This is a genomic window from Pseudomonas sp. EA_5y_Pfl2_R50, from assembly GCF_963970475.1.
GTDB lineage: Bacteria > Pseudomonadota > Gammaproteobacteria > Pseudomonadales > Pseudomonadaceae > Aquipseudomonas.
In genome coordinates this window covers 300,136-323,459 of record NZ_CAXAPT010000004.1, presented here as the reverse complement: position 1 = coordinate 323,459, position 23,324 = coordinate 300,136, and the positions used below count along the sequence as shown (strand labels likewise).

General features: G+C 59.5%; 20 protein-coding genes. 11 read left to right on the top strand and 9 right to left on the bottom strand.

Features of this window, described 5'->3' with window-relative positions; genetic code table 11:
* Positions 1 to 9: 9 nt before the first annotated feature.
* From AACY19_RS09425 to AACY19_RS09415, 3 genes are all read right to left on the bottom strand, one after another.
* Positions 10 to 1,104, bottom strand: coding sequence for an amino acid ABC transporter permease (locus AACY19_RS09425; protein WP_339449982.1), 1,095 nt, complete (start codon positions 1,102 to 1,104; stop codon positions 10 to 12).
* A 10-nt stretch (positions 1,105 to 1,114) separates the two neighbouring features.
* Positions 1,115 to 2,296: an amino acid ABC transporter permease gene (locus AACY19_RS09420; RefSeq protein ID WP_339449981.1), complete on the bottom strand. Its 1,182-nt coding sequence runs from the start codon at positions 2,294 to 2,296 to the stop codon at positions 1,115 to 1,117.
* A gap of 66 nt (positions 2,297 to 2,362) precedes the next feature.
* Positions 2,363 to 3,394 (bottom strand): amino acid ABC transporter substrate-binding protein, encoded by a 1,032-nt coding sequence (locus tag AACY19_RS09415; protein ID WP_339449980.1) that lies wholly within the window; start codon positions 3,392 to 3,394, stop codon positions 2,363 to 2,365.
* A 468-nt stretch (positions 3,395 to 3,862) separates the two neighbouring features.
* Here AACY19_RS09415 and AACY19_RS09410 point away from each other — a divergent pair, with 468 nt between their 5' ends.
* From AACY19_RS09410 to AACY19_RS09390, 5 genes are all read left to right on the top strand, one after another.
* Entirely contained in the window at positions 3,863 to 4,519 is a 657-nt protein-coding gene (locus tag AACY19_RS09410) for an alpha/beta hydrolase (protein WP_339449979.1), read from the top strand.
* Positions 4,520 to 4,616: 97 nt separating this feature from the next.
* A complete protein-coding gene (gene rhlB, locus AACY19_RS09405) occupies positions 4,617 to 6,095 on the top strand; it encodes an ATP-dependent RNA helicase RhlB (RefSeq protein WP_339449978.1) in 1,479 nt (492 codons plus the stop codon).
* Between the two features lie 135 nt (positions 6,096 to 6,230).
* Positions 6,231 to 7,175, top strand: coding sequence for an ornithine cyclodeaminase family protein (locus tag AACY19_RS09400; RefSeq protein WP_339449977.1), 945 nt, complete (start codon positions 6,231 to 6,233; stop codon positions 7,173 to 7,175).
* Between the two features lie 59 nt (positions 7,176 to 7,234).
* Positions 7,235 to 8,362, top strand: coding sequence for an NAD(P)/FAD-dependent oxidoreductase (locus tag AACY19_RS09395; protein ID WP_339449976.1), 1,128 nt, complete (start codon positions 7,235 to 7,237; stop codon positions 8,360 to 8,362).
* A gap of 93 nt (positions 8,363 to 8,455) precedes the next feature.
* Positions 8,456 to 9,082 (top strand): helix-turn-helix transcriptional regulator, encoded by a 627-nt coding sequence (locus tag AACY19_RS09390; RefSeq protein WP_339449975.1) that lies wholly within the window; start codon positions 8,456 to 8,458, stop codon positions 9,080 to 9,082.
* A gap of 110 nt (positions 9,083 to 9,192) precedes the next feature.
* Here AACY19_RS09390 and AACY19_RS09385 read toward each other — a convergent pair whose 3' ends face one another.
* From AACY19_RS09385 to AACY19_RS09360, 6 genes are all read right to left on the bottom strand, one after another.
* Complete coding sequence (locus AACY19_RS09385) at positions 9,193 to 9,969, bottom strand: ABC transporter substrate-binding protein (RefSeq protein WP_339449974.1); 777 nt, start codon at positions 9,967 to 9,969, stop codon at positions 9,193 to 9,195.
* A 284-nt stretch (positions 9,970 to 10,253) separates the two neighbouring features.
* Positions 10,254 to 10,706 (bottom strand): molybdopterin synthase catalytic subunit MoaE, encoded by a 453-nt coding sequence (moaE, locus tag AACY19_RS09380; protein ID WP_339449973.1) that lies wholly within the window; start codon positions 10,704 to 10,706, stop codon positions 10,254 to 10,256.
* A 3-nt stretch (positions 10,707 to 10,709) separates the two neighbouring features.
* Positions 10,710 to 10,952 carry a molybdopterin converting factor subunit 1 gene (gene moaD, locus AACY19_RS09375; protein ID WP_339449972.1) on the bottom strand — a complete coding sequence of 81 codons (243 nt, stop codon included), beginning with the start codon at positions 10,950 to 10,952 and terminating at the stop codon, positions 10,710 to 10,712.
* The gene (gene moaC / locus AACY19_RS09370) at positions 10,949 to 11,422 is read right to left on the bottom strand and encodes a cyclic pyranopterin monophosphate synthase MoaC (RefSeq protein ID WP_339449971.1); all 474 of its coding nucleotides are present in this window, start codon (positions 11,420 to 11,422) and stop codon (positions 10,949 to 10,951) included. The genes moaD and moaC overlap by 4 nt, the downstream gene beginning before the upstream one ends.
* A gap of 167 nt (positions 11,423 to 11,589) precedes the next feature.
* Positions 11,590 to 12,984, bottom strand: a complete 1,395-nt coding sequence (locus AACY19_RS09365; RefSeq protein ID WP_007914309.1) for a PhoH family protein — start codon at positions 12,982 to 12,984, stop codon at positions 11,590 to 11,592.
* Between the two features lie 336 nt (positions 12,985 to 13,320).
* Positions 13,321 to 14,445 (bottom strand): polysaccharide deacetylase family protein, encoded by a 1,125-nt coding sequence (locus AACY19_RS09360; RefSeq protein WP_339449970.1) that lies wholly within the window; start codon positions 14,443 to 14,445, stop codon positions 13,321 to 13,323.
* A 184-nt stretch (positions 14,446 to 14,629) separates the two neighbouring features.
* Here AACY19_RS09360 and yaaA point away from each other — a divergent pair, with 184 nt between their 5' ends.
* The 6 genes from yaaA to AACY19_RS09330 all read left to right on the top strand — a co-directional run bounded on the left by yaaA (position 14,630) and on the right by AACY19_RS09330 (position 23,313).
* Positions 14,630 to 15,409 (top strand): peroxide stress protein YaaA, encoded by a 780-nt coding sequence (gene yaaA / locus AACY19_RS09355; RefSeq protein ID WP_339449969.1) that lies wholly within the window; start codon positions 14,630 to 14,632, stop codon positions 15,407 to 15,409.
* An 809-nt stretch (positions 15,410 to 16,218) separates the two neighbouring features.
* Entirely contained in the window at positions 16,219 to 17,535 is a 1,317-nt protein-coding gene (locus AACY19_RS09350; protein ID WP_339449968.1) for a nucleotide sugar dehydrogenase, read from the top strand.
* Between the two features lie 98 nt (positions 17,536 to 17,633).
* Positions 17,634 to 19,115 (top strand): mannuronan synthase, encoded by a 1,482-nt coding sequence (alg8, locus tag AACY19_RS09345; RefSeq protein ID WP_163004737.1) that lies wholly within the window; start codon positions 17,634 to 17,636, stop codon positions 19,113 to 19,115.
* 35 nt (positions 19,116 to 19,150) lie between these two features.
* The gene (locus tag AACY19_RS09340; protein ID WP_339449967.1) at positions 19,151 to 20,320 is read left to right on the top strand and encodes an alginate biosynthesis protein Alg44; all 1,170 of its coding nucleotides are present in this window, start codon (positions 19,151 to 19,153) and stop codon (positions 20,318 to 20,320) included.
* Between the two features lie 15 nt (positions 20,321 to 20,335).
* Positions 20,336 to 21,838, top strand: coding sequence for an alginate biosynthesis TPR repeat lipoprotein AlgK (gene algK, locus AACY19_RS09335; RefSeq protein WP_339449966.1), 1,503 nt, complete (start codon positions 20,336 to 20,338; stop codon positions 21,836 to 21,838).
* Positions 21,835 to 23,313, top strand: coding sequence for an alginate export family protein (locus tag AACY19_RS09330; RefSeq protein ID WP_339449965.1), 1,479 nt, complete (start codon positions 21,835 to 21,837; stop codon positions 23,311 to 23,313). Before algK ends, AACY19_RS09330 begins: the two co-directional genes overlap by 4 nt.
* The last annotated feature ends 11 nt before the right edge of the window (positions 23,314 to 23,324 follow it).

The window sequence follows — 23,324 nt, the reverse complement described above, 5'->3', positions numbered from 1 at the left end:
AGAGAACTCCTAACGCTTGTGGCCAGTGTCGAGCTTGCGTTCCAGATGCATGGAATAGCGCGACATACCAAAACAGAAAATCCAGAACACCAGGGCGGCGAACACGTAGCCTTCGGTGGCCATGCCCAGCCACTTCGGATCGGCAGCGGCTTGCTTGACGCTGTTGAGCAGGTCAAAGAGGCCGATGATGATCACCAGACTGGTGTCCTTGAACAGCGCAATGAAGGTATTGACGATGCCGGGGATCACCAGCTTCAGGGCTTGCGGCAGAATCACCAGGCCCATCGAACGCCAGTAACCGAGGCCCATCGCTGCGGCCGCTTCGTACTGACCTTTGGGGATCGCCTGCAGACCGCCGCGCACCACTTCGGCCACATACGCCGACTGGAACAGGATCACGCCGATCAGCGCCCGCAGCAGCTTGTCGAAGTTCATGCCTTCCGGCAGGAACAGCGGCAGCATCACCGAGGACATGAACAGCACCGTGATCAACGGCACGCCGCGCCAGAACTCGATGAAAGTCACGCAGACCACACGAATCGCCGGCATGTTCGAACGACGACCCAGCGCCAGCACAATCCCCAGCGGCAGAGCGCCGGCGATACCGACGGTAGCGATCACCAGGGTCAGCATCAGGCCGCCCCACTGGCTGGTCGCCACATTGGTCAGGCCGAAACCGCCGTGCAGCAGAATGAAGGCAATGATCGGGTACAGCACCAGGAAGCCCAGCCCGTACACCGCTTTACGCGGGAAGCGCGAGATGAACAGAGGCGCCACGCCGATGACCGCCAGCCACACGGTCAGATCGACGCGCCAGCGCAGGTCCGTCGGGTAGTAACCGTACATGAACTGGCCAAAACGCTGCTGGATGAACACCCAGCAGGCGCCGTCCTTGGTGCAGTCGGCGCGGGTGGTGCCGACCCAGTTGGCATCGAGGATCGCCCAACTGATGATCGGAGGCACGACCAGGTAAATCAGGTAGAACGCAAACAGGGTCAGCAGGGTGTTGAGCCAGCTGGAAAACATGTTCGCGCGCATCCACGCCACCACGCCGATGCTGCTGTTCGGTGGGGGCATATCAGGTTTGAAAGTATGGGATGTCATGCGCGTTTCCTCACCGCTCGATCAGCGCAATGCGCTTGTTGTACCAGTTCATCAGCAGGGAAATGCTGATACTGATCGCCAGGTACACGCTCATGGTGATGGCAATGACTTCGATGGCCTGACCGGTCTGGTTGAGCACGGTACCGGCGAACAGCGAAACCATTTCCGGGTAACCGATACCGGCGGCCAGCGAAGAGTTTTTCGCCAGATTGAGGTATTGGCTGGTCAGCGGCGGAATGATCACGCGCAGGGCTTGCGGAATGATCACCTTGCGCAGGGTCGGGCCGTTGCGCAGGCCCAGGGAACGGGCCGCTTCGGTCTGGCCGTGGCTGACCGACTTGATCCCCGAACGCACGATCTCGGCGATAAACGCCGCGGTGTACACGGTCAGGGCCAGGGTCAGGGCAAGCAGTTCCGGAATCAGCACCCAGCCACCGACAAAGTTGAAGCCTTTGAGCTCGGGCATTTCCCAATGCAGCGGAGCGCCGAAGACAAGTGCGCACAAGGTCGGGATCACCAGCACAATCGCCAGCCCTACCCAGAATTTGTGGAACGGCACGCCGGTTTCTTCAAAGCGTTTGTTGGCCCAGCGGCACATCAGCACGATGCCGACGATGGCCACCACGATGCTGATCACGAACGCCCAGAAACCGTCGGCGGCCAACGCGGCCGGCATGTTCAGGCCACGGCTGCTGACGAAGAAGGAGTCGCCGAAGTTATGGCTGTTGCGCGGCCCCGGCATGGTCAGGAACACCGCGAAGTACCAGAACAGGATTTGCAGCAGCGGCGGAATGTTGCGGAACACTTCCACATACACCGTCGCCAGTTTGCTGATGATCCAGTTCTGCGACAGCCGCGCCACGCCGATGATGAACCCGAGAATCGTCGCCAGAACCACGCCGATCACTGTCACCAACAAGGTGTTGAGCAGACCGATGACAAAGACGCGGGCATAGCTGTCCGCTTCGGTGTAGTCGATCAGGTGTTGAGCGATGCCGAACCCGGCACTGCGCTCCAGAAAGCCGAAACCGGAGGTAATGCCCCGGTGCTCAAGGTTGGTTTGCGTGTTGTCGAACAAGTACCAGCCCAGCGAGACCACCGCCACAACGGTGATGATCTGGAATAGCCACGCACGCACTCGTGGATCGCTGAGGCTGAGCCTCTGCTTTGGTGCGCCGATTGAATTTTGCATGAAGTGCCCCGGAAAAAATGGAACAAGAACATCACCCGGCGGTTGGCCCGCCGGGTGATAGAACCATTAGCGCACTGGTGGTGCGTACTGAATGCCGCCGTTGTTCCACAGGGCGTTCAGGCCACGGTCGATTTCCAGCGGAGTGTTCTTGCCGAGGTTTTTCTCGAAGATTTCGCCGTAGTTGCCGACTTGTTTGACGATCTGCACAACCCAGTCCTTCGGCAGTTTCAGGTCTTTGCCGTACTCGCCGTCAGCGCCGAGCATACGGGCGACATCCGGGTTCTTGGTCGACTTGGCTTCAGCTTCGACGTTCTTCGAAGTGATGCCGGCCTCTTCAGCGTTGAGCATCGCGTAGCCAACCCAGCGGACGATGGCCAGCCACTCGTCGTCGCCGTTACGCACGACCGGGCCCAGTGGTTCTTTGGAAATGGTTTCCGGCAGTACCACGTAGTCCTTCGGCGAAGCCAGCTTGCTGCGCTGGGCGAACAGTTGGGACTTGTCGGAGGTCAGCACGTCGCAACGACCGGATTCCAGCGACTTGGCGCTTTCATCGGAGGTATCGAAAGTGATCGGGGTGTACTTCAGACCGTTGCCACGGAAGTAATCGGAAACGTTCAGCTCGGTGGTGGTACCGGCCTGGATGCAGATGGTTGCACCGTCCAGCTCTTTGGCACTTTTCACGCCTAGCTTGTTGTTAACCAGGAAGCCGATGCCGTCGTAATAGGTGATGAAGCCCGGGAATTTCAGGCCCATGCCCGCGTCACGCGAACTGGTCATGGTGGTGTTGCGCGACAGGATGTCGATTTCGCCGGATTGCAGCGCGGTGAAGCGCTCCTTGGCGTTCAACTGGCTGAACTTGACCTTGGTCGCGTCGCCGAATACGGCAGCGGCCACAGCACGGCAGAAGTCAGCGTCGATCCCGAGAATCTTGCCGGTCGCGTCCGGTACCGAGAAGCCCGGCAGCCCGTCGCTCACGCCACATTGCACGAAACCTTTTTTCTGCACGGCATCCAGGGTTGCACCCGCCTGAGCGAACCCGCTGACGCCGAGTACTGTTGCTGCAGTTACGATCGCCAGCGTGGATTTCAACATCTTCATTCAAACCTCCAGTTTTGCTCTTGTTGTGTCGGAGCTTGAGTCCAGTCGCACCCTTTTGAGGCGTTGTTGACCCGTGTTGGCTTTTTTTGGGGTCAACCGACGTAAGACCTTCGCTATGAGTCTAGTAGGAGAAAATCCACATCATGGACAACTCACTTCTCACCAATCGGCCGAACGGGCTGTAGCCCTTTCACGTTCGCTGAGCCCGTAGCGGCCATTGGCGAACATCCATCACCGGATTCTTTGCAATCCCGTCGCGGCTCGTACACTGATAGTGTTACCGCAACGCGTGGGACGCTTGGTACAGAACCTTCCAAAGCAAAGCCCGTACCACACCGCTCGCCGATTGGATTTGGCGACAGGTCAATAGCAAAACTTGTAACCTTGCGACATCTTCTTAACGGATCAACCGGGCGCGCACTCGAATCACGCACTCATTGAGAGCGCCCGCACATATTTGGAGCAGACATGACCGAGCCCTTGATTCTTCAGCCTGTTAAGCCCGCAGACGCCTGCGTGATCTGGCTGCACGGCCTCGGCGCCGACCGCTACGACTTCCTGCCGGTGGCCGAGGCGTTGCAGGAGAGCTTGCTGAGCACGCGCTTCGTGCTGCCACAGGCGCCCACCCTGCCAGTGACGATAAATGGCGGATATGCCATGCCGAGCTGGTACGACATCAAAGCCATGAGCCCGGCGCGGGCGATTGACCGTGACCAGTTGGAAGCGTCAGCGGATCGCATCATCGAATTGATCGAAAACGAGCGCAGCAGCGGAATAGACGCCTCGCGAATTTTCCTCGCCGGATTTTCCCAAGGCGGCGCGGTGGTATTGCACACCGCATTTGTGAAATGGCAGGGGCCTCTGGGTGGCGTGTTGGCGCTGTCGACATATGCGCCGACATTCAGTGACGAGATGGAGCTGTCAGCCAGTCAGCAGCGAATCCCCGCGCTATGCCTGCACGGCCAGTTCGATGGCGTGGTGCAGAACTCGATGGGACGCAGCGCCTATGAGCATTTGGTGAAGCATGGTGTCACCGTGACATGGCAGGAATACCCAATGGAACACGAAGTGTTACCCGAGGAAATTCGCGACATTGGTGTCTGGCTGAGCGAACGCCTGCGGTAAACCATCGCCTCGCAAGCCCCCATTGATCCCTCCTACTACGCCGCGCCCGTTTCTTGCATTACACTGGCCGGCGTACATTCCTTAATCAATTGATGAGATGACCGTGCTCAAAGCACTCAAGAAAATGTTCGGTAAAAGCGAGGCTGAGCAGCTCGCGCCAGTTCCCAGTGCGCCGTCGCACGCCCCCGGTCATCGCAACGATGCTCCTCAGGCCGACCGCCCCGCTCCCATAGCCGCACCGACACCGCAGCCAAAACCGGCACCTGCCGCACCCATCGCCGCCGAGCCGGTTCGCAATGAGGCGCCGAAACCTTCGAAACCGCGTCGTGAACCGAAGCCCAAGGCTCCGGTCATCCCGTGGAAACTCGAAGATTTCGTCGTCGAGCCTCAGGAAGGCAAAACCCGCTTTCACGATTTCAAGTTGTCTGCGGAACTGATGCACGCCATCCAGGATCTGGGTTTCCCGTATTGCACGCCAATCCAGGCACAGGTGCTGGGTTTCACCCTCGCCGGCAAAGACGCCATTGGCCGCGCACAAACCGGCACCGGCAAGACTGCCGCGTTCCTGATCTCGATCATCACCCAACTGCTGCAAACGCCGCCGCCGAAAGAACGCTACATGGGTGAACCCCGGGCGCTGATCATCGCCCCAACCCGCGAGCTGGTGGTGCAGATCGCCAAGGACGCGGCCGACCTGACCAAGTACACCGGCCTCAACGTCATGACGTTTGTCGGCGGCATGGACTTCGACAAACAACTCAAGCACCTCGAAGCGCGCCACTGCGACATTCTCGTGGCGACCCCGGGCCGTCTGCTCGACTTCAACCAGCGCGGCGACGTGCATCTGGACATGGTCGAAGTGATGGTGCTGGACGAAGCCGACCGCATGCTCGACATGGGTTTCATCCCGCAAGTGCGCCAGATCATCCGTCAGACCCCGCCGAAGTCCGAGCGCCAGACCCTGCTGTTCTCCGCGACCTTCACCGAAGACGTGATGAACCTCGCCAAGCAGTGGACCACTGACCCGGCCATCGTTGAAATCGAGGTCACCAACGTCGCCAACGAAAACGTCGAACAGCACATCTATGCGGTGGCCGGTGCCGACAAATACAAACTGCTCTACAACCTGGTCAACGATAACGGCTGGGAACGGGTGATCGTGTTTGCCAATCGCAAGGACGAAGTGCGCCGCATCGAAGAACGCTTGGTGCGCGACGGCATCAATGCCGCGCAACTGTCCGGCGATGTGCCGCAGCACAAGCGCATCAAGACCCTCGAAGGTTTCCGCGAAGGCAAGATTCGCGTGTTGGTGGCTACCGATGTTGCCGGTCGCGGCATTCATATCGACGGCATCAGCCACGTGATCAACTTCACCCTGCCGGAAGTCCCGGACGATTACGTACACCGCATCGGCCGTACCGGTCGTGCTGGCGCCGATGGCGTGTCGATCAGCTTCGCCGGCGAGGACGACTCCTATCAGTTGCCGTCCATCGAAGAGAAGCTCGGTCGCAAGATCAGTTGCGAAACGCCACCGACGCACCTGTTGCGTGCGGTTGAGCGCAAACGTCCGCAGTAAGCGACGCCAACCAGAAAAGCGCAGCCGGCAACGGACTGCGCTTTTTTTTCGCGCGGATTCCAACAGACGCTTGCCCGACAAAACTAAAAGTCCATAATGGACAAACAAGTTTAGTTTTCGTCTCCGGAGCCTGACATGTCCAGCACCCCCTACATGATCGACCAAGCCCAGGCCCGTGAGCTGTTGGCCCGCCTCGATGTGCCGCAGATCTTGCGCAAGCTGTTTCGCGACCTCGCGGCGGGTAATGCCGTGCAACCGCCGCAGCAGTGGGTGGAATTTCCACAGGGCGCCGGTGACTTCATCAACTATCTGGGGGTGCTGGCCGAGGATGGCGTCTACGGGGTCAAGACTTCGCCGTACATTGTTGGCGAACAAGGCCCGCTGGTGACGGCGTGGACGCTGCTGATGTCGATGAAAACCGGTCAGCCGCTATTGCTGTGCGATGCCGGCGAACTGACCACCGCGCGCACTGCCGCAACCACCGCCGTGGCGGTCGACGCCCTCGCTCCCGCGAATGCCCAGCGACTGGCGATCATCGGCAGCGGCAAGGTTGCCCAGGCGCACTTGCATTACGTGAAGTCGCTGCGTGACTGGCAGAGCATCAGCCTGTATTCGCCCAGCCTGTCCGCCGACATTCAAACCCGGGCACTGTTGAAAGCCATTACGCCCGAGCTGAAGATTGCTGACACCCGTGAAGCCGCCCTCACCGAGGCTGACGTGATCATGCTTTGCACCTCGTCAGCCGGGCCGGTGATTGATCCAGCCGCGTTGAGCAAACCGGCGCTGATCACCTCGATCAGCACCAACGCCCCACGCGCCCACGAAGTGCCGCCGCAGAGCCTCAACGACATGCAGGTGTTCTGCGACTATCGTCTGACCACGCCCGGCTCGGCCGGTGAGATGTTGATCGCCGGCGAACGGCATGGCTGGAGCAAGGATTCGATCATCGGCGACCTTGCTGATCTGCTCAGCGAAAAAGTGCAGCGACCGGATTACGACCGTCACGTGTTCTTCCGCTCTATCGGCCTGGGTCTGGAAGACATTGCCCTGGCCAATGCGATTTATCACCTGACCCACTGACACCAAAAATCCCCTGTGGGAGCGAACGCCTTGATATTGCATCATCACTGGAGACCTTCATGAGCCAGGCAGATTTCATCATCATCGGCGGCGGGATTGCCGGCGCTTCCACCGGTTTCTGGCTGTCGCCCCACGGCAAAGTGATCGTGCTCGAACGCGAATCCCATCCGGCCTATCACTCCACCGGGCGTTCTGCGGCGCTGTTCACCGCCGCCTACGGCACGCCACAAGTGCGCGCGCTGACCCAGGCCAGCCGAGCGTTTTTTGATAACCCGCCGGCCGGTTTCTGCGAACACCCGCTGCTGACCCCACGCGGCGAAATGACCGTGGACTTCAGCGGTGACGAAGCCGAACTGAACAACCAATACCTCAGCGCCAAAGCCACCGTGCCGGCCATGCAACGGCTCAGCGCCGACGAAGCCTGCGCGCGGCTGCCAATCCTGCGCCGGGAAAAAGTCCACGGCGCAATCTACGACCCGAGCGCCAGCGACATCGATACCGATGCCTTGCATCAAGGGTATTTGCGTGGCATCCGTCGCAACAATGGCGAAGTCCACACCGACTGCGAAGTGCTCGGCCTGAGCCGAGACACCGAGGGCCTCTGGCAGGTCCAGACCAACGGCCAGACCTTCAGCGCGCCAGTGATCATCAACGCCGCTGGCGCCTGGGCTGACAAGGTCGGCGCACTGGCTGGCGCCAAACCGCTGGGCCTGCAACCGAAACGCCGCGCCGCCTTTATCTTCGCCGGCCCCGAAGGGGTCGACATTCATCACTGGCCTATGCTGGTCAGCCTCGACGAATCGTTCTACATGAAGCCCGACGCCGGCATGTTCCTCGGCTCGCCGGCCAACGCCGATCCGGTCGAACCCCACGACGTGCAGCCGGAAGAACTCGACATCGCCATGGGCATCTACCAGATCGAAGAAGCCACCACGCTGACTATCCGCCGTCCGACCCGCACCTGGGCCGGTCTGCGCAGTTTTGTCGCCGACGGTGATTTGCTCAGCGGCTTCGATGCGCAGGTGCCAGGACTGTTCTGGGTCGCCGCGCAGGGTGGCTACGGCATCCAGACGTCGCCAGCCATGGGCCAGGCCAGTGCAGCACTGGTGCGCGGCCAGCCACTGCCCGAACACTTGCAGCAGTTCGGTCTGGACAGCGCCATGCTCTCCCCTGCACGCCTCGCCTGATCGTCCATCCGGATGACGCGCCCAACGGATTGCGGCACACTCGCAGCGCCTCCTGATCACGGAGGCGTTGACGCTGCCTGGAGTTCCACTGTCATGACCGCCCCTGAATTCGACCCGGCCCTGGATAACTTCCGCGCCATCGCCGATGCCATCGCTACGCTGTTCTTTCCCCACGCCGAAGTGGTGCTGCACGATCTGCGTACTCAGAAGGTCGATTACATCGCCAACAACCTGTCCAAACGCGAGATCGGTGACGACTCGTCGCTGGAAGACATGCTCAGCGACGATGTCAGCGACAGGAATATCGGCCCATACGAAAAGCTCAACTGGGACGGTCAGAAGATTCGCAGCCTGAGCAGCGTCCTGCGGGACAGCGAAGGCCTGCCGCTGGCGGTGCTGTGCATCAACCTGAATATTTCGCTGTTCGAGAATGCCAAGGCTGCACTGGATCTGTTCCTGTCGCCGAGCAAACTGATTCCGCAGCCAGACTCACTGTTTCGCGATGACTGGCAGGAACGCATCAATACCTTCCTCCACGCCTGGCTGCGCGAGCGGCAACTGAGCCTGAGTGTGCTGACCCGCGATCACAAACGCGAGTTGGTGCTGGCGCTGCACGCCGAGGGTGCGTTCAAGGGCAAGAGCGCCTCGAACTATGTGGCCAGTGTGCTGAACATGGGGCGGGCGACGGTGTACAAGCACTTGAAGGAAATGAAGGGCTGAGATTGGCGGTGATTGATCTGGCCCCACCGCCAGCAGGCGGGCTCCCACAATTGGATCTGTGGTGTTCACAAATCCCTTGTGGGAGCTAGCCTGCTAGCGATGACGGACTATTAGTCGCCGTAGATATCGGACTTGAAATACTTCTCGGAAATCTTCTGGTACTCGCCACTCGCGCGAATGCCATCAATGGCGCCATTCAACTGGCTGACCAGTTCGGTATTGCCCTTGCGTACCGCAATCCCCGCACCCTCACCGACGTATTTCGGGTCTTTCAGCTCAGGCCCGACAAACGCATAACCCTTGCCGCGCGGCATCGACAGAAAGTCATTCAACGGAATGGTGTCGGCAAAGATCGCATCGAGGCGCCCCGCCGCCAGGTCCATGTAGATCTCTTCGTTGTTGCTGTAGCGCTTGACGTTGATGCCCTTGGGTTCAAACACCTCGGTGGCAAAACGGTCAGTGGTGGTTGCGCGCTGCACACCGACATTCTTGCCCTTGAGGCTGGCGTACTGGTCATCGACGGTCGCGCCGTCCTTCATCACCAGGCGCGACGACGTGAAGTAATACTTGTGGGTGAAATCCACCGACTTCTTGCGATCTTCGTTGATGGTCATCGACGACAGCGCCATGTCGATCTTCTTCACTTTCAGCGAAGGAATCAGACCGTCAAACTCGCCCTCGACCCACACGCACTTGACCTTCATCTGCGCACACAAGGCGTTGCCGATGTCGTAGTCGAAACCAACGATCTCGCCCTTGTCGGTTTTCGAGGCGAAGGGTGGATAAGCAGCCTCGATACCGATGCGCAGGGCTTTCTCGGCGGCAAACACGCTGGCGCACGCCAACAGGCTGAAGGCCAGACCGGTGATGAGGGGGAGTTTCTTCATGTTCGTTCTCTCGCGGGTTGTTGTTGGTTTGGCAAGATGAAGAAGAGCAGCTGCTAGCGGGTGGCTCTGAGCGGCAAGATTGAAGCATTTTTTGTACTTGTAAATCCATACTGGACTCGAACGTACAAATCGTCAATTGGAGAAAAGTGAGGGCTGCGAGGATTTTTGTGTTGCCAATGGCCCCTTCGCGAGCAAGCCCGCTCCCACACTGGATGTGTGAACGACACAGATCCAGTGTGGGAGCGGGCTTGCTCGCGAAGGCTTACCGAAGGGCACTGATGGACTTACTGTTTCCAGCGATCCGCAGCCGCATGATCACTGTCCCGCCCTTCTACCCAACGCGGCCCGTCGCTGGTGTTTTCCTTCTTCCAGAACGGCGCGCGGGTTTTCAGATAGTCCATGACGAAGGCGCAGGCATCGAATGCGGCCTGGCGATGGGCGCTGGCGGCGCCGACAAACACAATGGGTTCGCCCGGTTCGAGGGCGCCGATACGGTGCAGCACTTCCAGCTTCAACAGTGGCCAGCGCTGCTCTGCTTCGATGGCGATCTTGCCGAGGGCTTTTTCGGTCATGCCCGGATAGTGCTCAAGGAACATCCCCGCCACATCCAGTCCGTCGTTGAAGTCACGCACGTAGCCGACAAAACTCACCACCGCACCGACGCCGACATTGGCCGCGTGCATCGCGTTGACTTCAGCGCCCGGATCGAACGGCGTGGCCTGCACGCGAATCGCCATGGCTCAGCCTCCGGTCACGGTAGGGAAAAACGCCACTTCATCGCCATCGACCACCGGCTCGTCAAGTTGGCAAAGGTCTTCGTTGCGCGCACACATCAGGTTCTGCTCGCTCAGGACTTCAGCACCGTCGCGTTTTGCCAGCAAAGCGCGCACGTCATCAACGGTGGCGAAGTCGCCTTCAACCCTTACCGAGTCCACACCCAGCGCTTCACGGTAGCGGGCAAAAAACTTCACGGTCAGGTTCATGGCTGCTCCGCCTGAAAGTGCCCGCTCTTGCCGCCGACCTTCTCCAGCAGACGCACGCTTTCGATGGTCATGCCGCGATCAACGGCTTTGCACATGTCGTAGATGGTCAGGGCGGCGACGCTGGCGGCGGTCAGCGCTTCCATCTCGACGCCGGTCTGCCCGGACAATTTGCAGCGAGCGACGATACGCACGGTGTCGTCGCTATCGGCACTGAGTTCGACCTTGACGCCGGTAAGCATCAGCGGGTGGCACAAGGGAATCAGATCGCTGGTTTTTTTCGCCGCCTGGATGCCGGCAATGCGCGCCACGGCAAACACGTCACCCTTGGGATGGCCGCCGCTGACGATCATCTGCAGGGTTTCAGGGAGCATGCGCACCAGCGCTTGAGCCGTCGCTTCACGGAACGTCACGGCTTTTTCGGTGACGTCGACCATGTTGGCGCGACCTTGGGAATCGAGATGAGTCAGCACGAGGGCCTCCTTGAGGCAGCTGCGAGCGGCAAGCTACAAGCGGCAAGTTAAAGCGCGGTAGGCCGGCGTCAGGAAAGCTCGCATTTAAACAGCCGAAAGCCGCAAGCTTCAAGCGGCAAGTGAAGTTCACTCGGATCACTTGCAGCTTGCGGCTTGGAGCTGCTCCTCTAGAGGTGAGACTCTGCGTATTCAGCCAGAATCGAGCGAGGCACCCCTTGCAGGGTGATGTGCACACCGTTGGGGAAATCCTTGAAGCGTTCGGTCAGGTACGTCAGCCCGGAGCTGGTCGCGGACAGGTAAGGGGTATCGATCTGTGCGAGGTTGCCCAGGCACACCACTTTCGAACCGGCGCCGGCCCGGGTGATGATGGTTTTCATCTGGTGCGGCGTGAGGTTCTGGCATTCGTCGATCAGGATCAGGCTCTGCTGGAAGCTGCGACCGCGAATATAGTTGAGCGATTTGAACTGCAATGGCACTTTGCTGAGGATGTAATCGACGCTGCCATGGGTGTTTTCGTCATCCATGTGCAAGGCTTCGAGGTTGTCGGTGATGGCGCCCAGCCAAGGCTCCATTTTTTCCGCTTCGGTGCCGGGCAGGAAGCCGATTTCCTGATCCAGACCCTGCACGCTGCGGGTGGCAATAATGCGACGGTAACGTTTGCTGACCATGGTCTGCTCGATGGCAGCGGCCAGCGCCAGAATGGTTTTACCGGAGCCTGCCGCACCCGACAGGTTGACCAGATGGATGTCCGGGTCCAGCAGCGCGTACAGCGCCAGGCTCTGATAGATGTCGCGCGGTTTCAGCCCCCACGCCTCCTGGTGCAACAGCGGCTCCTGATGCAGGTCAAGGATCAGCAGCTTGGCCTCGTCGATCTCCTTGATCCAGCCGACGAAGCCCTGTTCGTCAATGATGAATTCGTTGATGTGAACGGCCGGCAAATTGTCGATCAGTTGCACCTGATGCCAGGTGCGACCGTGGTCCTGACGGGTGTCGACCTTGCTCACGCGGTCCCAGAAGGAGCCGGTCATGTTGTGATAGCCGTTGGGCAGCAAGGACACGTCATCGACCAGTTGGTCGGTGCTGTAATCCTCGGCATCGATGCCGCAAGCGCGCGCCTTGAGGCGCATGTTGATGTCTTTGGTGACCAGCACCACCGGTTTTTTCGGGTCGCGGGTGTGCAGGTCGATCAGTTGGTTGATGATTTTGTTGTCGTTCAGGTGCTCGGGCAGAATCAGGTTCGATTCGGCCTGCTTGCTCATCAGAATTGACAGCAAGCCTTTTGGCCCGCCCTTGCCGCGCTGGATCGGCACGCCCAGCTCGACATCTTCGGGAGAGGCATCGCCCAAGGTCTTGTCGATCAGGCGGATAGCCTGACGGCATTCGGCCGCAACGCTGTGATGCCCGCTCTTGAGCTTGTCCAGTTCTTCAAGCACCGTCATCGGGATGGCGACGTGGTGTTCTTCGAAATTCAGCAGGGCGTTTGGATCGTGAATCAATACGTTGGTATCGAGTACATAAAGGATTGGCTGGTTGGAAGAAGGGCTACGTCCGTGATCATCCATACTCGGTCACCTTTGTCAGAGCCAGTAGACGCAATACCTGAGCGGTGCTGCGCCTCGAAGTGACTGCCGAAATCTCACCTGCGGAGATTCAAGTGACTGCAAAACAAACGGGTCTTGGAAGACGCCACCTGTGTTGCAGGTTTCGGCGGTCTGTCTTCGTAATACTCCAAAACCGATGACATAAAAAAGTACTTTGACGGTTTTTTTAAGTTTATTTTGCAAAGTGACGAAAAGCCCTTGGCGGACTCCCTCGACACCGTTAGAGTCGGAAGTCCACCTGCTGCAAATTCTCTGAAAAATCACCCCAAGCCCAATGTTTCCGGGCTTTTGCCGTTTCTAGCGAAACGCGTCCTGACAGTCTTCCCAACCGATACCGCTTTGTGCAGTTTGCGTGATCAGCCACGGCAACGAGGTCTTCACCGCGTCCTGTTTCATGTTGAAATTGATCACGCCATGACGCCACAACAGCATCAGGGTCAGTACTCGCTGCGCACTTTGGACGCCCTTGAGTTTGCCTGCGCCGTCCTGGGCATCGATGTCCCACAACGCCACTTGCAAGCCTTGGCTGTTGAAGAAGCCTTGTGCGTCACTGCGGCGCTGGCCCTCCGGTGGGCGGAACAAGGGAACGTAGTTTTCCGGCAGTTTGTTCTTCACCAGGTCAGCGCTGCGGCGCACCGAATCCTGCCAGTCCTGCCAGTGGCTGTGGGAACGGAACTCCCAACCCTGCACGCCAACGCACTGTTTCGAGAACCCTGCCTGCAGGCTGCTCACGGAGCCATCGCTCAGACGCGCCTGGATATCCTTGCCCAGCACGAAGAACGTGCCACTCAAATTTGCCTTGCGCAGGTAATCGGCAAGCCAGCCAGTGTTATCCGGCTGCAGGTTGGCGGCGCTGTCGAAGGTCAGCAGAAACAGCCGGTCATGCATCTCGTCGCCGTTGCGCTCGTAGTCGCCAAAACGATCGAATTCGTTGCTGGTCTGCGGCGAAAGCGCAGCCTTGCGCATCAGCTCATCCAGATACTGCAAATGGAAGATGCGGCTTGGTTCGGCCCACCGGGTGTAATAGCTGTCGTCACTGACCACAAACTTGGCGGCTTGCTCACGCAACGTCGGCAGGTCTTCGACAAGAAAGCAGAACGACGCATCCTGATCGCAGCTTTGCTGAGCATGGTTATAGTTGGCCAACAGACGCTGCCAGAGGCGCTGGCGCAGGCTGTTGACCGCGTCGATATTGACCGTGCGCAGGCCCAGACGCCGGGCCAGAGCCGCCTCGTCCATGGACTCGGTGCCGAGCAGGCCGCGGGCGAACATGAGGATTTCCGCCCTTGACGCCACGTCAAACAGGGTCGGGCTGCTGAGCTGCTCAGGCCAGGTGCTGCGATCCAGCGTTGCCGCATCACCCGGCGCCGCCACGGCACCGAAGCTCAACAGCCACGCGGTGAATAAAAGAACAATGCGCAAAGGGATGTCTCCGTAACAAAACCCGCGCGGCACTATAGCTGATCCTGCCCCATTCCCCGCATCAACACCTATCCCCTGTGGGAGCGGGCCATGTGCTCTGCCGTCGATCACCTATGGAGTTGATAGCTGGAGTCAACTCGGACAACCCCCTAGAATCGCCCCCACGATTAAAGGAGACGACTTCATGCTGATGGTGATTTCCCCCGCCAAGACCCTCGATTACGAAACACCGCCGGCGACCCAGTGCTTCACCCAGCCGCAGTACCTTGACCATTCCCAGGAACTGATCCAGCAACTGCGCGAGCTGAGTCCGGCGCAGATCAGCGAGCTGATGCACGTTTCCGACAAGATCGGCGGCCTCAACGCCGCGCGCTTCGGCAGCTGGACGCCCGCGTTCACCCCGGAGAACGCCAAGCAGGCGCTGCTCGCCTTTAAAGGTGACGTCTACACCGGTCTCGACGCGCAATCCTTCAGCGAAGCCGATTTCGACTACGCGCAAAAACACCTGCGCATGCTCTCCGGCCTGTATGGCTTGCTGCGTCCGCTGGACCTGATGCAGCCGTACCGCCTGGAAATGGGCACCAAACTGGCCAATGCCCGTGGCAAGGATCTATACGCCTTCTGGGGCACGCGCATCAGCGAATGGCTCAACGAGGCCCTGGCCGATCAGGGCGACGACGTGCTGCTCAACCTGGCCTCCAACGAGTACTTCTCGGCGGTCAAACGCACGGCATTGAACGCACGAATCATCAACACCGAGTTCAAGGACCAGAAGAACGGCCAGTACAAGATCATCAGCTTCTACGCGAAAAAGGCCCGAGGCCTGATGAGCCGTTTCGTGATCCAGGAAAAGATCAACGATCCGGCCCTGCTCAAGCAGTTCGATGTGCAGGGTTATCGCTACAGTGTGGAACAGTCGAAACCCGACAATCTGGTGTTCTTGCGCGACCACGCCCCGGAATAAAGCATGCCTAATGCACGACTCTTTCTATAAAGAGTCGTGCAGCTCGCACGATGTCAAAAATCCCCCGCCCGCTTTCGCCATTTTTATGGCGCCAAAAAATACGCCCTGTCTTTTCTAAGATTAGTTTCACTCGACACTGATCATTTTTTTCAGTAGTGGCACCTGATTTTTTTCAGCGTAGTGGCACAAAACTATCTAACGTGATTTTTCGCCTGTTAATAAAGGTCGAAAACGAAAGTGCTATCAAATTGAGACTAGTGCCATCTAGGACAATATTTCAAGAAATTTCAGATTTCGCGATGAGCGGACAGGAACTTCGTCCAAATGCATAGCTCATACCACCGGTAACGATTCTCGCCGACTTTGTACGAGATAACTTACGCAGAGCAGATAGCCATGTAACCAAGTTGTCACAGCAACTTGCCTAGATGACTAACTAGTCTCAAAACAGATGAAGGACAGGAGATACGCACCATTTATATCCCCTACAAAGGCCATGGCCGCGCCCTTATAAACGTGCTCGCCTGAGCACCCAACCGCTTGATTTTCAGGACTTTCCTCCTGACATCGGGCGCGTAATACGATTGCACAAGAGTCTTCTATCAAGAGGTTCGGCTGCATAACAGGGCACGTCATAACTACAAGGCCTGGTTGCGCACATCTTGAGTGCACTTATTTAGACACTCGAAACTTATTATGCCTGCACACGGCATTGTGGCGCCTGTATGCCGCACTTTCGAGTGCACTAATGAACGCTGAACACCATTAACTCCGGCCTCTAAGGCCTGATATATACAGAGGTAATTGCGATGCGCATCAGCATATTTGGTTTGGGTTACGTTGGCGCAGTATGTGCCGGTTGCCTGTCTGCACGGGGCCATGACGTAGTTGGCGTCGATGTTGCCAAAGACAAGATCGACATGATCAACGCCGGCAAGTCGCCGATTGTTGAACCGGGCCTGGGTGAACTTCTGCAACAGGGTATCCAGACCGGTCGCCTGCGTGGCACGACCAACTTCGCCGAGGCGATTCGCGACACCGACCTGTCGATGATCTGCGTTGGCACGCCGAGCAAGAAGAACGGCGACCTCGAACTGAATTACATCGAAGCGGTGTGCCGCGAGATCGGCTTTGTTCTGCGTGAAAAAACCACCCGTCACACCATCGTCGTGCGCAGCACCGTGCTGCCGGGCACCGTCGCCAACGTGGTGATCCCGATCCTCGAAGACTGCTCGGGCAAGAAGGCCGGTGTCGACTTCGGCGTTGCGGTCAACCCTGAGTTCCTGCGCGAATCCACCGCCATCGCCGACTACGACCTGCCACCGATGACCGTCATCGGCGAGTTCGACAAGGCTTCGGGCGACGTTCTGCAATCGCTGTACGAAGAACTCGACGCACCGATCATCCGCAAGGACATCGCCGTTGCCGAGATGATCAAGTACACCTGCAACGTCTGGCACGCGACCAAAGTGACCTTCGCCAACGAAATCGGCAACATCGCCAAAGCGGTCGGCGTCGATGGCCGTGAAGTGATGGAAGTGGTCTGCCAGGACAAGACCCTCAACCTGTCCCAGTACTACATGCGCCCGGGCTTCGCCTTCGGCGGTTCGTGCCTGCCGAAGGACGTGCGCGCCCTGACCTACCGCGCCGGTTCCCTGGACGTCGAAGCGCCGCTGCTCAACTCGCTGATGCGCAGCAACGAATCGCAAGTGCAAAACGCCTTCGACATCGTTGAAAGCCACGACAAACGCAAAGTCGCCCTGCTCGGCCTGAGCTTCAAGGCCGGCACCGACGACCTGCGCGAAAGCCCGCTGGTGGAACTGGCGGAAATGCTGATCGGCAAGGGTTACGACCTGAGCATCTACGACAGCAACGTCGAGTACGCCCGTGTTCACGGCGCGAACAAGGACTACATCGAGTCGAAGATCCCCCACGTGTCGTCTCTGCTCAACGCGGACTTCGATTCGGTCATCGACAACTCCGACGTGATCATCCTCGGCAACCGCGACGAGAAGTTCCGCTCGCTGGCCCAGCAAGCGCCGCACGGCAAGCAGGTCATCGACCTGGTCGGCTTCATGGCCAAAGCCACCGACGCCGGTACTCGCACCGAAGGTATCTGCTGGTAAAGCAGCGCCAAGCGACAAGCCTCGAGCTGCAAGCAAAAGCGTTTCACTTGCAGCTTGAGGCTTGCAGCTCGAAGCCTCTCTTACCTTGGATGACGTCGATGACCAAGCTCAAACATTTTTTTCTGCAATCAGCCGGCTGGCTTTTTTATCTCAGTCTGCTGATGGGCCTGGCCTTGATGCTGCCCACGTCCACATTCGACTCCGAGTCGAAGGACTTCATTTTCCTGATTGGCGCCGTGGGTATCTGGCGCTACTCGATGGGTGCAACGCACTTTGTGCGCGGCATGATTTTTCTCTACATCGTTTACCCTCACCTGCGCCGCAAAGTGCGCAAGCTGGGAAAAGCGGCGGACCCGTCGCATGTGTTTCTGATGGTCACCAGTTTCCGTATCGACGCGCTGACCACAGCGCAGGTCTACAGCTCGGTGATCCGCGAAGCCATCGACTGCGAACTGCCGACCACCGTGGTCTGCTCCATCGTGGAAATGTCCGATGAGCTGCTGGTGAAAGCGCTGTGGGCGCGGATGAATCCGCCAGACCGGGTCAAGCTCGACTTCGTGCGCATTCCCGGCACCGGCAAGCGCGATGGCCTGGCCTATGGTTTCCGCGCAATCTCCCGCCACCTGCCGGACGACCGCGCCGTAGTCGCCGTGATCGATGGTGACACCGTGCTCGGCGAAGGCACCGTGCGCAAGACCGTGCCGTGGTTCCAGTTGTTCGGCAACGTCGGCGGCCTGACCACCAACGAATTCTGCGAAGTGCGCGGCGGCTACATCATGAGCGAATGGCACAAGCTGCGTTTCGCCCAGCGCCACATCAACATGTGCTCGATGGCCCTGTCCAAGCGCGTGCTGACCATGACCGGGCGCATGTCGGTGTTCCGCGCCACCGTGGTCACCAACCCGGAATTCATCGCCGACGTTGAAAGCGACTCGCTGCAACACTGGCGTCTGGGCCGCTTCAAGTTTTTGACCGGCGACGACAAGTCGAGCTGGTTCAGCCTGATGCGCCTGGGTTACGACACCTTTTACGTGCCTGACGCAGCGATCAACACCGTTGAACACCCGCCGGAAAAGAGCTTCATCAAGGCCAGCCGCAAGCTGATGTTCCGCTGGTATGGCAACAACCTGCGTCAGAACTCGCGAGCGCTGGGCCTGGGTGTGAAACGCCTCGGTGCCTTCACCTCGGTGGTGCTGTTCGACCAGCGTGTATCGATGTGGACTTCGCTGCTCGGCCTGACCGTGGCGATCATCGCCAGCTTCAAATACGGCACCGCGTTCATCCTGGTCTACCTGCTGTGGATCGGCATCACCCGCCTGATTCTGACCCTGCTGCTGTCGTGCTCCGGTCACCGGATCGGCCCGGCTTATCCAGCGATTCTTTATTACAACCAGATCGTCGGCGCGCTGGTGAAGATCTACGTGTTCTTCCGCCTCGACCAGCAATCCTGGACGCGCCAGCCCACTTCCCTGACCCGTGATCTCGCCAGCTTTCAACGTTGGTTCAACACCTGGTCGTCTCGGACCATGACCTTCTCCGCCGGCAGCATTTTTGTCGCCGTGCTGCTGATGATGGTCTGACCTGCCCCTATTGAATTAACAAGGAAATCGCCCCCATGAATACCGCCGTCAACGCCAACGTAGTGCATGAATCCGAAGCCCAGCGCCAACACGCCCGCGTGAAAATCCCGGCCAAACTGCGTTTCTTCGGCCCTGACCGGACGCCGCTCGAAGCGCGGGTCCTGGACCTGTCGGCCGGTGGTCTGGCGTTCAACGCCGGGCAAATGCCACTGACCATTGGCCAGGTGTACAAGGCACGTCTGCAATTCGTCATCGACAACCTCGGTCTGGCGATGGACGTTGAATTGCAGGTGCGTTCCTTCGACCGCCAGACCGGTCGCGCCGGCTGCCAGTTCCAGAACCTCGAACCGCAAGACATTTCCACCCTGCGCCACCTGATCACTTCGCACCTGGCTGGCGACATCGTCAGCATCGGCGAAGTACTGGCGACCCTGCAGCGCGACAACTTCACCAAGGCGCGCAAGGTCAAGGATGGCGGCTCCGGCATGACCCCGTTCGGGCGTCTGAAAGCCATCACGTTCAGCGCCGGCATTTTCGCGGTTGGCCTGGTGGCAGCGGGTTTCATTTTCAAATCGGTGTACGGCATGTACTTCGTCAGCCACGCCCAGGCCGGTCTGGTCAGCGTGCCAGGGATGAACATCACCATGCCGCGTGACGGCACCGTGCAGAGTCTGATCAAGTCCGATGGTGTCGCGGCCAAAGGCGCACCGCTGGCAACCTTCAGCACCAGCATGCTCGACGTGCTCAAGGGTCATCTGGAAGAGGATCAATTGTCGCCGGCCAAGGTTGAAGAACTGTTCGGCAAGCAAATGACCGGCACCCTGACCTCGCCGTGCGATTGCACCGTGGCCCAGCAACTGGTCGCTGACGGTCAATACGCGAGCAAGGGCGACGTGATCTTCCAACTGGTGCCGCGCAACACCCAGGCCACCGTTGATGCGCGCTTCTCCTATCGCCAGTTCGGCGACGTGCGTCCGGGCACACCGGTGAGCTTCCAGATCGCCGGCGAAGACAAGACCCGCACCGGCAAGATCGTCAGCAGCACCAGCCTGAAAAGCGCCGACCTGTCCTCCGACATCCGCGTGCAGATCCAGCCTGACGAGCCACTCGACAGCAACCTCGCCGGCCGCCCGGTGGAAGTGAACAGCGACCGTGGCCCGAACCTGAACTGGCTGATCGACAAAGCCATGGCTGCCGGTCTTTAAGTCGAGGACACGCCTGTGACTACTCCTATCTTCAACACTCCGCCGACCCTGTGGGAGCGAGCCTGCTCGCGAAAGGGTCAGCACGGTTTGTCTGGTGTACCGAGTCGACTGCTTCGCGAGCAGGCTCGCTCCCACATGGGTTTGATGGTGTGCTCGCTGGCTTTGGCAGTCAGTCTCGCCGGTTGCGCCGGCCTGCCCGATCAGCGTCTGGCCAACGAAGCGCTCAAGCGCGGCGACACCGCCACTGCGGCGCAGAACTATCAGCAGCTCGCCGATCTGGGTTACAGCGAGGCACAAGTCGGCCTGGCCGATATCCAGGTCGACAGTCGCGACCCGGCGCAAATGAAACAGGCTGAGGCGACTTACCGTGCGGCGGCCAGTGTTTCGTCGCGCGCGCAGGCACGTCTCGGACGCTTGCTGGTGGCCAAGCCGGGCTCCACCGAAGCCGAGCACCACGAAGCCGAAACCCTGCTGAAAAAAGCCGCCGCCAATGGCGAAGGCAACACGTTGATCCCGCTGGCGATGCTGTACCTGCAATACCCGCACAGCTTCCCCAACATCAACGCCCAGCAGCAGATCGATCAGTGGCGCAAATCCGGCTACCCGGAAGCAGGTCTGGCGCAGGTGCTGCTGTATCGCACCCAAGGCACCTACGACCAGCACCTGGATGACGTGGAAAAAATCTGCAAAGCCGCGATCAATACCACGGACATTTGCTACGTCGAACTGGCCACGGTTTACCAGAAACGCGCGCAGCCTGAGCAACAAGCCGAGCTGATCAAGCAGATGCAGGCCGGTTACAGCCGTGGCACCGTCACCGCGCAGCGCGTCGATTCCGTGGCCCGTGTGCTCGCCGATTCGACCCTGGGCAAGACCGACGAAAAAACCGCGCAATCGCTGCTTGAACCGATCGCTCCGGGCTATCCGGCGTCGTGGGTGACCCTCGCACAATTGCTGTACGACTACCCGGAACTGGGCGACGTCGATCAGATGATGAAGTACCTCGACAATGGCCGTGCCGCCGACCAGCCGCGCGCCGAGCTGTTGCTGGGCAAGCTCTACTACGAAGGCAAAATGGTTCCGGCTGACGCCAAAGTCGCCGAAGAACATTTCCAGAAAGCCGTTGGCCGTGAAGTCGCCGCCGACTACTACCTCGGGCAGATCTATCGCCGTGGCTACCTCGGCAAGGTCTACCCGCAGAAGGCTCTCGACCACTTGCTGACCGCTGCGCGTAACGGCCAGAACAGCGCCGACTTCGCCATCGCCCAGCTGTTCTCCCAAGGCAAGGGCACCAAGCCCGACCCGGTCAACGCCTACGTGTTCAGCCAATTGGCCAAGGCGCAAAACACTCCGCAAGCCGATGAGCTGGCGACCACCCTCGCCGCGCAATTGCCGCCCGAGCGTCTGGCCCAAGCCCAACGTCTGCTGCAACAAGAGCAAGCCAGCCGTGGCGCTCTGAACCCGAACACGCTGCAACTGCACGCCCTGCAAGAAGAAGACGGCGAGGAAAAATTATGAAGTTGAATCCATTCGTGAAGGCCGGTATTGGCCTCACCTTCGCGCTGATCTGGTCTTGCCCGACACTGGCCGCGATGACTGAAACCAAGAACTTTGGCCTGGAAGTGAAAGTCACCGGCCAGTCCGAAGACGACCGCGACCTCGGCACTGCCAGCGGCGGCGACGTCAACGGCGTCGGCCTCGACCTGCGTCCGTGGATCTACGGCGAAAGCGGTGCGTGGAGCGCCTACGCCATGGGTCAGGCCGTGACGTCGACCGACATCATCGAAACCGACACCCTGCAACAATCCGACGGTGAACAAGCCACCGACAACGGTGATCGCAAAACCAAGAAAAACTACCTGGCGATGCGCGAATTCTGGGTCGGCTACAGCGGCCTCACGCCATACCCGGGCGAGATGCTCAAGTTCGGTCGCCAGCGTCTGCGCAATGACGACGGCCAATGGCGCGACACCAACATCGAAGCGCTGAACTGGACCTTCGACACCACCCTGCTGCGCGCCAATGCCGGTGTCGCCGAACGCTTCAGCGAATACCGCACCGACTTGAAAGAGCTGGCACCGAAAGACAAGGATCGCCTGCACGCCTACGCCGACGCCGCATATCAGTGGACGCCGGGGCAGTGGGTCGGCATTCGCGGTCACCACACCCACGATGACGGCAAGCTTGATTACGCCGAACCGGGTGTAGCGCGCGATTCGCTGGATAAAACCGAGAACGGCGACATCAGCTGGCTCGGCCTCACCGCCGACAGCGACGCCTACAACTGGCGCAACACCAACACCGTCAACTACTGGGGCAGCATCACCGGCATGAGCGGCGACCGCGACACGGTCAACGCTTTGAACGCCGATGGTTCGCGCCCGGCGCAAGCCAAGCGCAGCGATGACGTCAACGGCTGGGCCACCGACATCGGTGTGCGTCTGCGCCTCGATCCGCAATGGCAAGTCGGCGCTGCCTATGCCCGCGCCAGCGCCGATTACGAGCAGAACGGTCTGGAGAGCAACCGCTCCAACTACACCGGTACGCGCTCGCGGGTTCACCGTTTCGGCGAAGCCTTCCGTGGCGAAATGAACAACATGCAGACCGCGACCCTGTTCGGTTCCTGGATGGTCAACGACGAGTACGACGCCAGCCTGATCTATCACAAGTTCTGGCGCGTCGACGGCAACAAGCCCGTTGGCAGCAACGGTATCAATGCCGTGGAAAACAACACCGACGACGTCACCGGCGCGATCTCCAGCACCTCGCTGCCGCTTGAAGACGGCAACAAGGACCTGGGTCAGGAGATGGACCTGGTCGTCACCAAGTACTTCAAGCAGGGCCTGTTGCCGGCGGCGCTGAGCCAGTCGATCGACGAGCCTTCAGCCCTCGTGCGCTTGCGTGGCGGTGTGTTCAAACCGGGCGATGCCTATGGCAAGCAGGTTGATTCGTACATGCACCGCGCGTTCATCGACGTGATCTGGCGCTTCTGATGCAAACCGCC

Bases quoted from the DNA above. Each gene is read 5' to 3' on its own strand.
- AACY19_RS09425 (WP_339449982.1), bottom strand. From the start codon at position 1,104: ATGACATCCCATACTTTCAAACCTGATATGCCCCCACCGAACAGCAGC.
- AACY19_RS09420 (WP_339449981.1), bottom strand. From the start codon at position 2,296: ATGCAAAATTCAATCGGCGCACCAAAGCAGAGGCTCAGCCTCAGCGAT.
- AACY19_RS09415 (WP_339449980.1), bottom strand. From the start codon at position 3,394: ATGAAGATGTTGAAATCCACGCTGGCGATCGTAACTGCAGCAACAGTA.
- AACY19_RS09410 (WP_339449979.1), top strand. From the start codon at position 3,863: ATGACCGAGCCCTTGATTCTTCAGCCTGTTAAGCCCGCAGACGCCTGC.
- rhlB (WP_339449978.1), top strand. From the start codon at position 4,617: ATGACCGTGCTCAAAGCACTCAAGAAAATGTTCGGTAAAAGCGAGGCT.
- AACY19_RS09400 (WP_339449977.1), top strand. From the start codon at position 6,231: ATGTCCAGCACCCCCTACATGATCGACCAAGCCCAGGCCCGTGAGCTG.
- AACY19_RS09395 (WP_339449976.1), top strand. From the start codon at position 7,235: ATGAGCCAGGCAGATTTCATCATCATCGGCGGCGGGATTGCCGGCGCT.
- AACY19_RS09390 (WP_339449975.1), top strand. From the start codon at position 8,456: ATGACCGCCCCTGAATTCGACCCGGCCCTGGATAACTTCCGCGCCATC.
- AACY19_RS09385 (WP_339449974.1), bottom strand. From the start codon at position 9,969: ATGAAGAAACTCCCCCTCATCACCGGTCTGGCCTTCAGCCTGTTGGCG.
- moaE (WP_339449973.1), bottom strand. From the start codon at position 10,706: ATGGCGATTCGCGTGCAGGCCACGCCGTTCGATCCGGGCGCTGAAGTC.
- moaD (WP_339449972.1), bottom strand. From the start codon at position 10,952: ATGAACCTGACCGTGAAGTTTTTTGCCCGCTACCGTGAAGCGCTGGGT.
- AACY19_RS09365 (WP_007914309.1), bottom strand. From the start codon at position 12,984: ATGGATGATCACGGACGTAGCCCTTCTTCCAACCAGCCAATCCTTTAT.
- yaaA (WP_339449969.1), top strand. From the start codon at position 14,630: ATGCTGATGGTGATTTCCCCCGCCAAGACCCTCGATTACGAAACACCG.
- AACY19_RS09350 (WP_339449968.1), top strand. From the start codon at position 16,219: ATGCGCATCAGCATATTTGGTTTGGGTTACGTTGGCGCAGTATGTGCC.
- alg8 (WP_163004737.1), top strand. From the start codon at position 17,634: ATGACCAAGCTCAAACATTTTTTTCTGCAATCAGCCGGCTGGCTTTTT.
- AACY19_RS09340 (WP_339449967.1), top strand. From the start codon at position 19,151: ATGAATACCGCCGTCAACGCCAACGTAGTGCATGAATCCGAAGCCCAG.
- AACY19_RS09330 (WP_339449965.1), top strand. From the start codon at position 21,835: ATGAAGTTGAATCCATTCGTGAAGGCCGGTATTGGCCTCACCTTCGCG.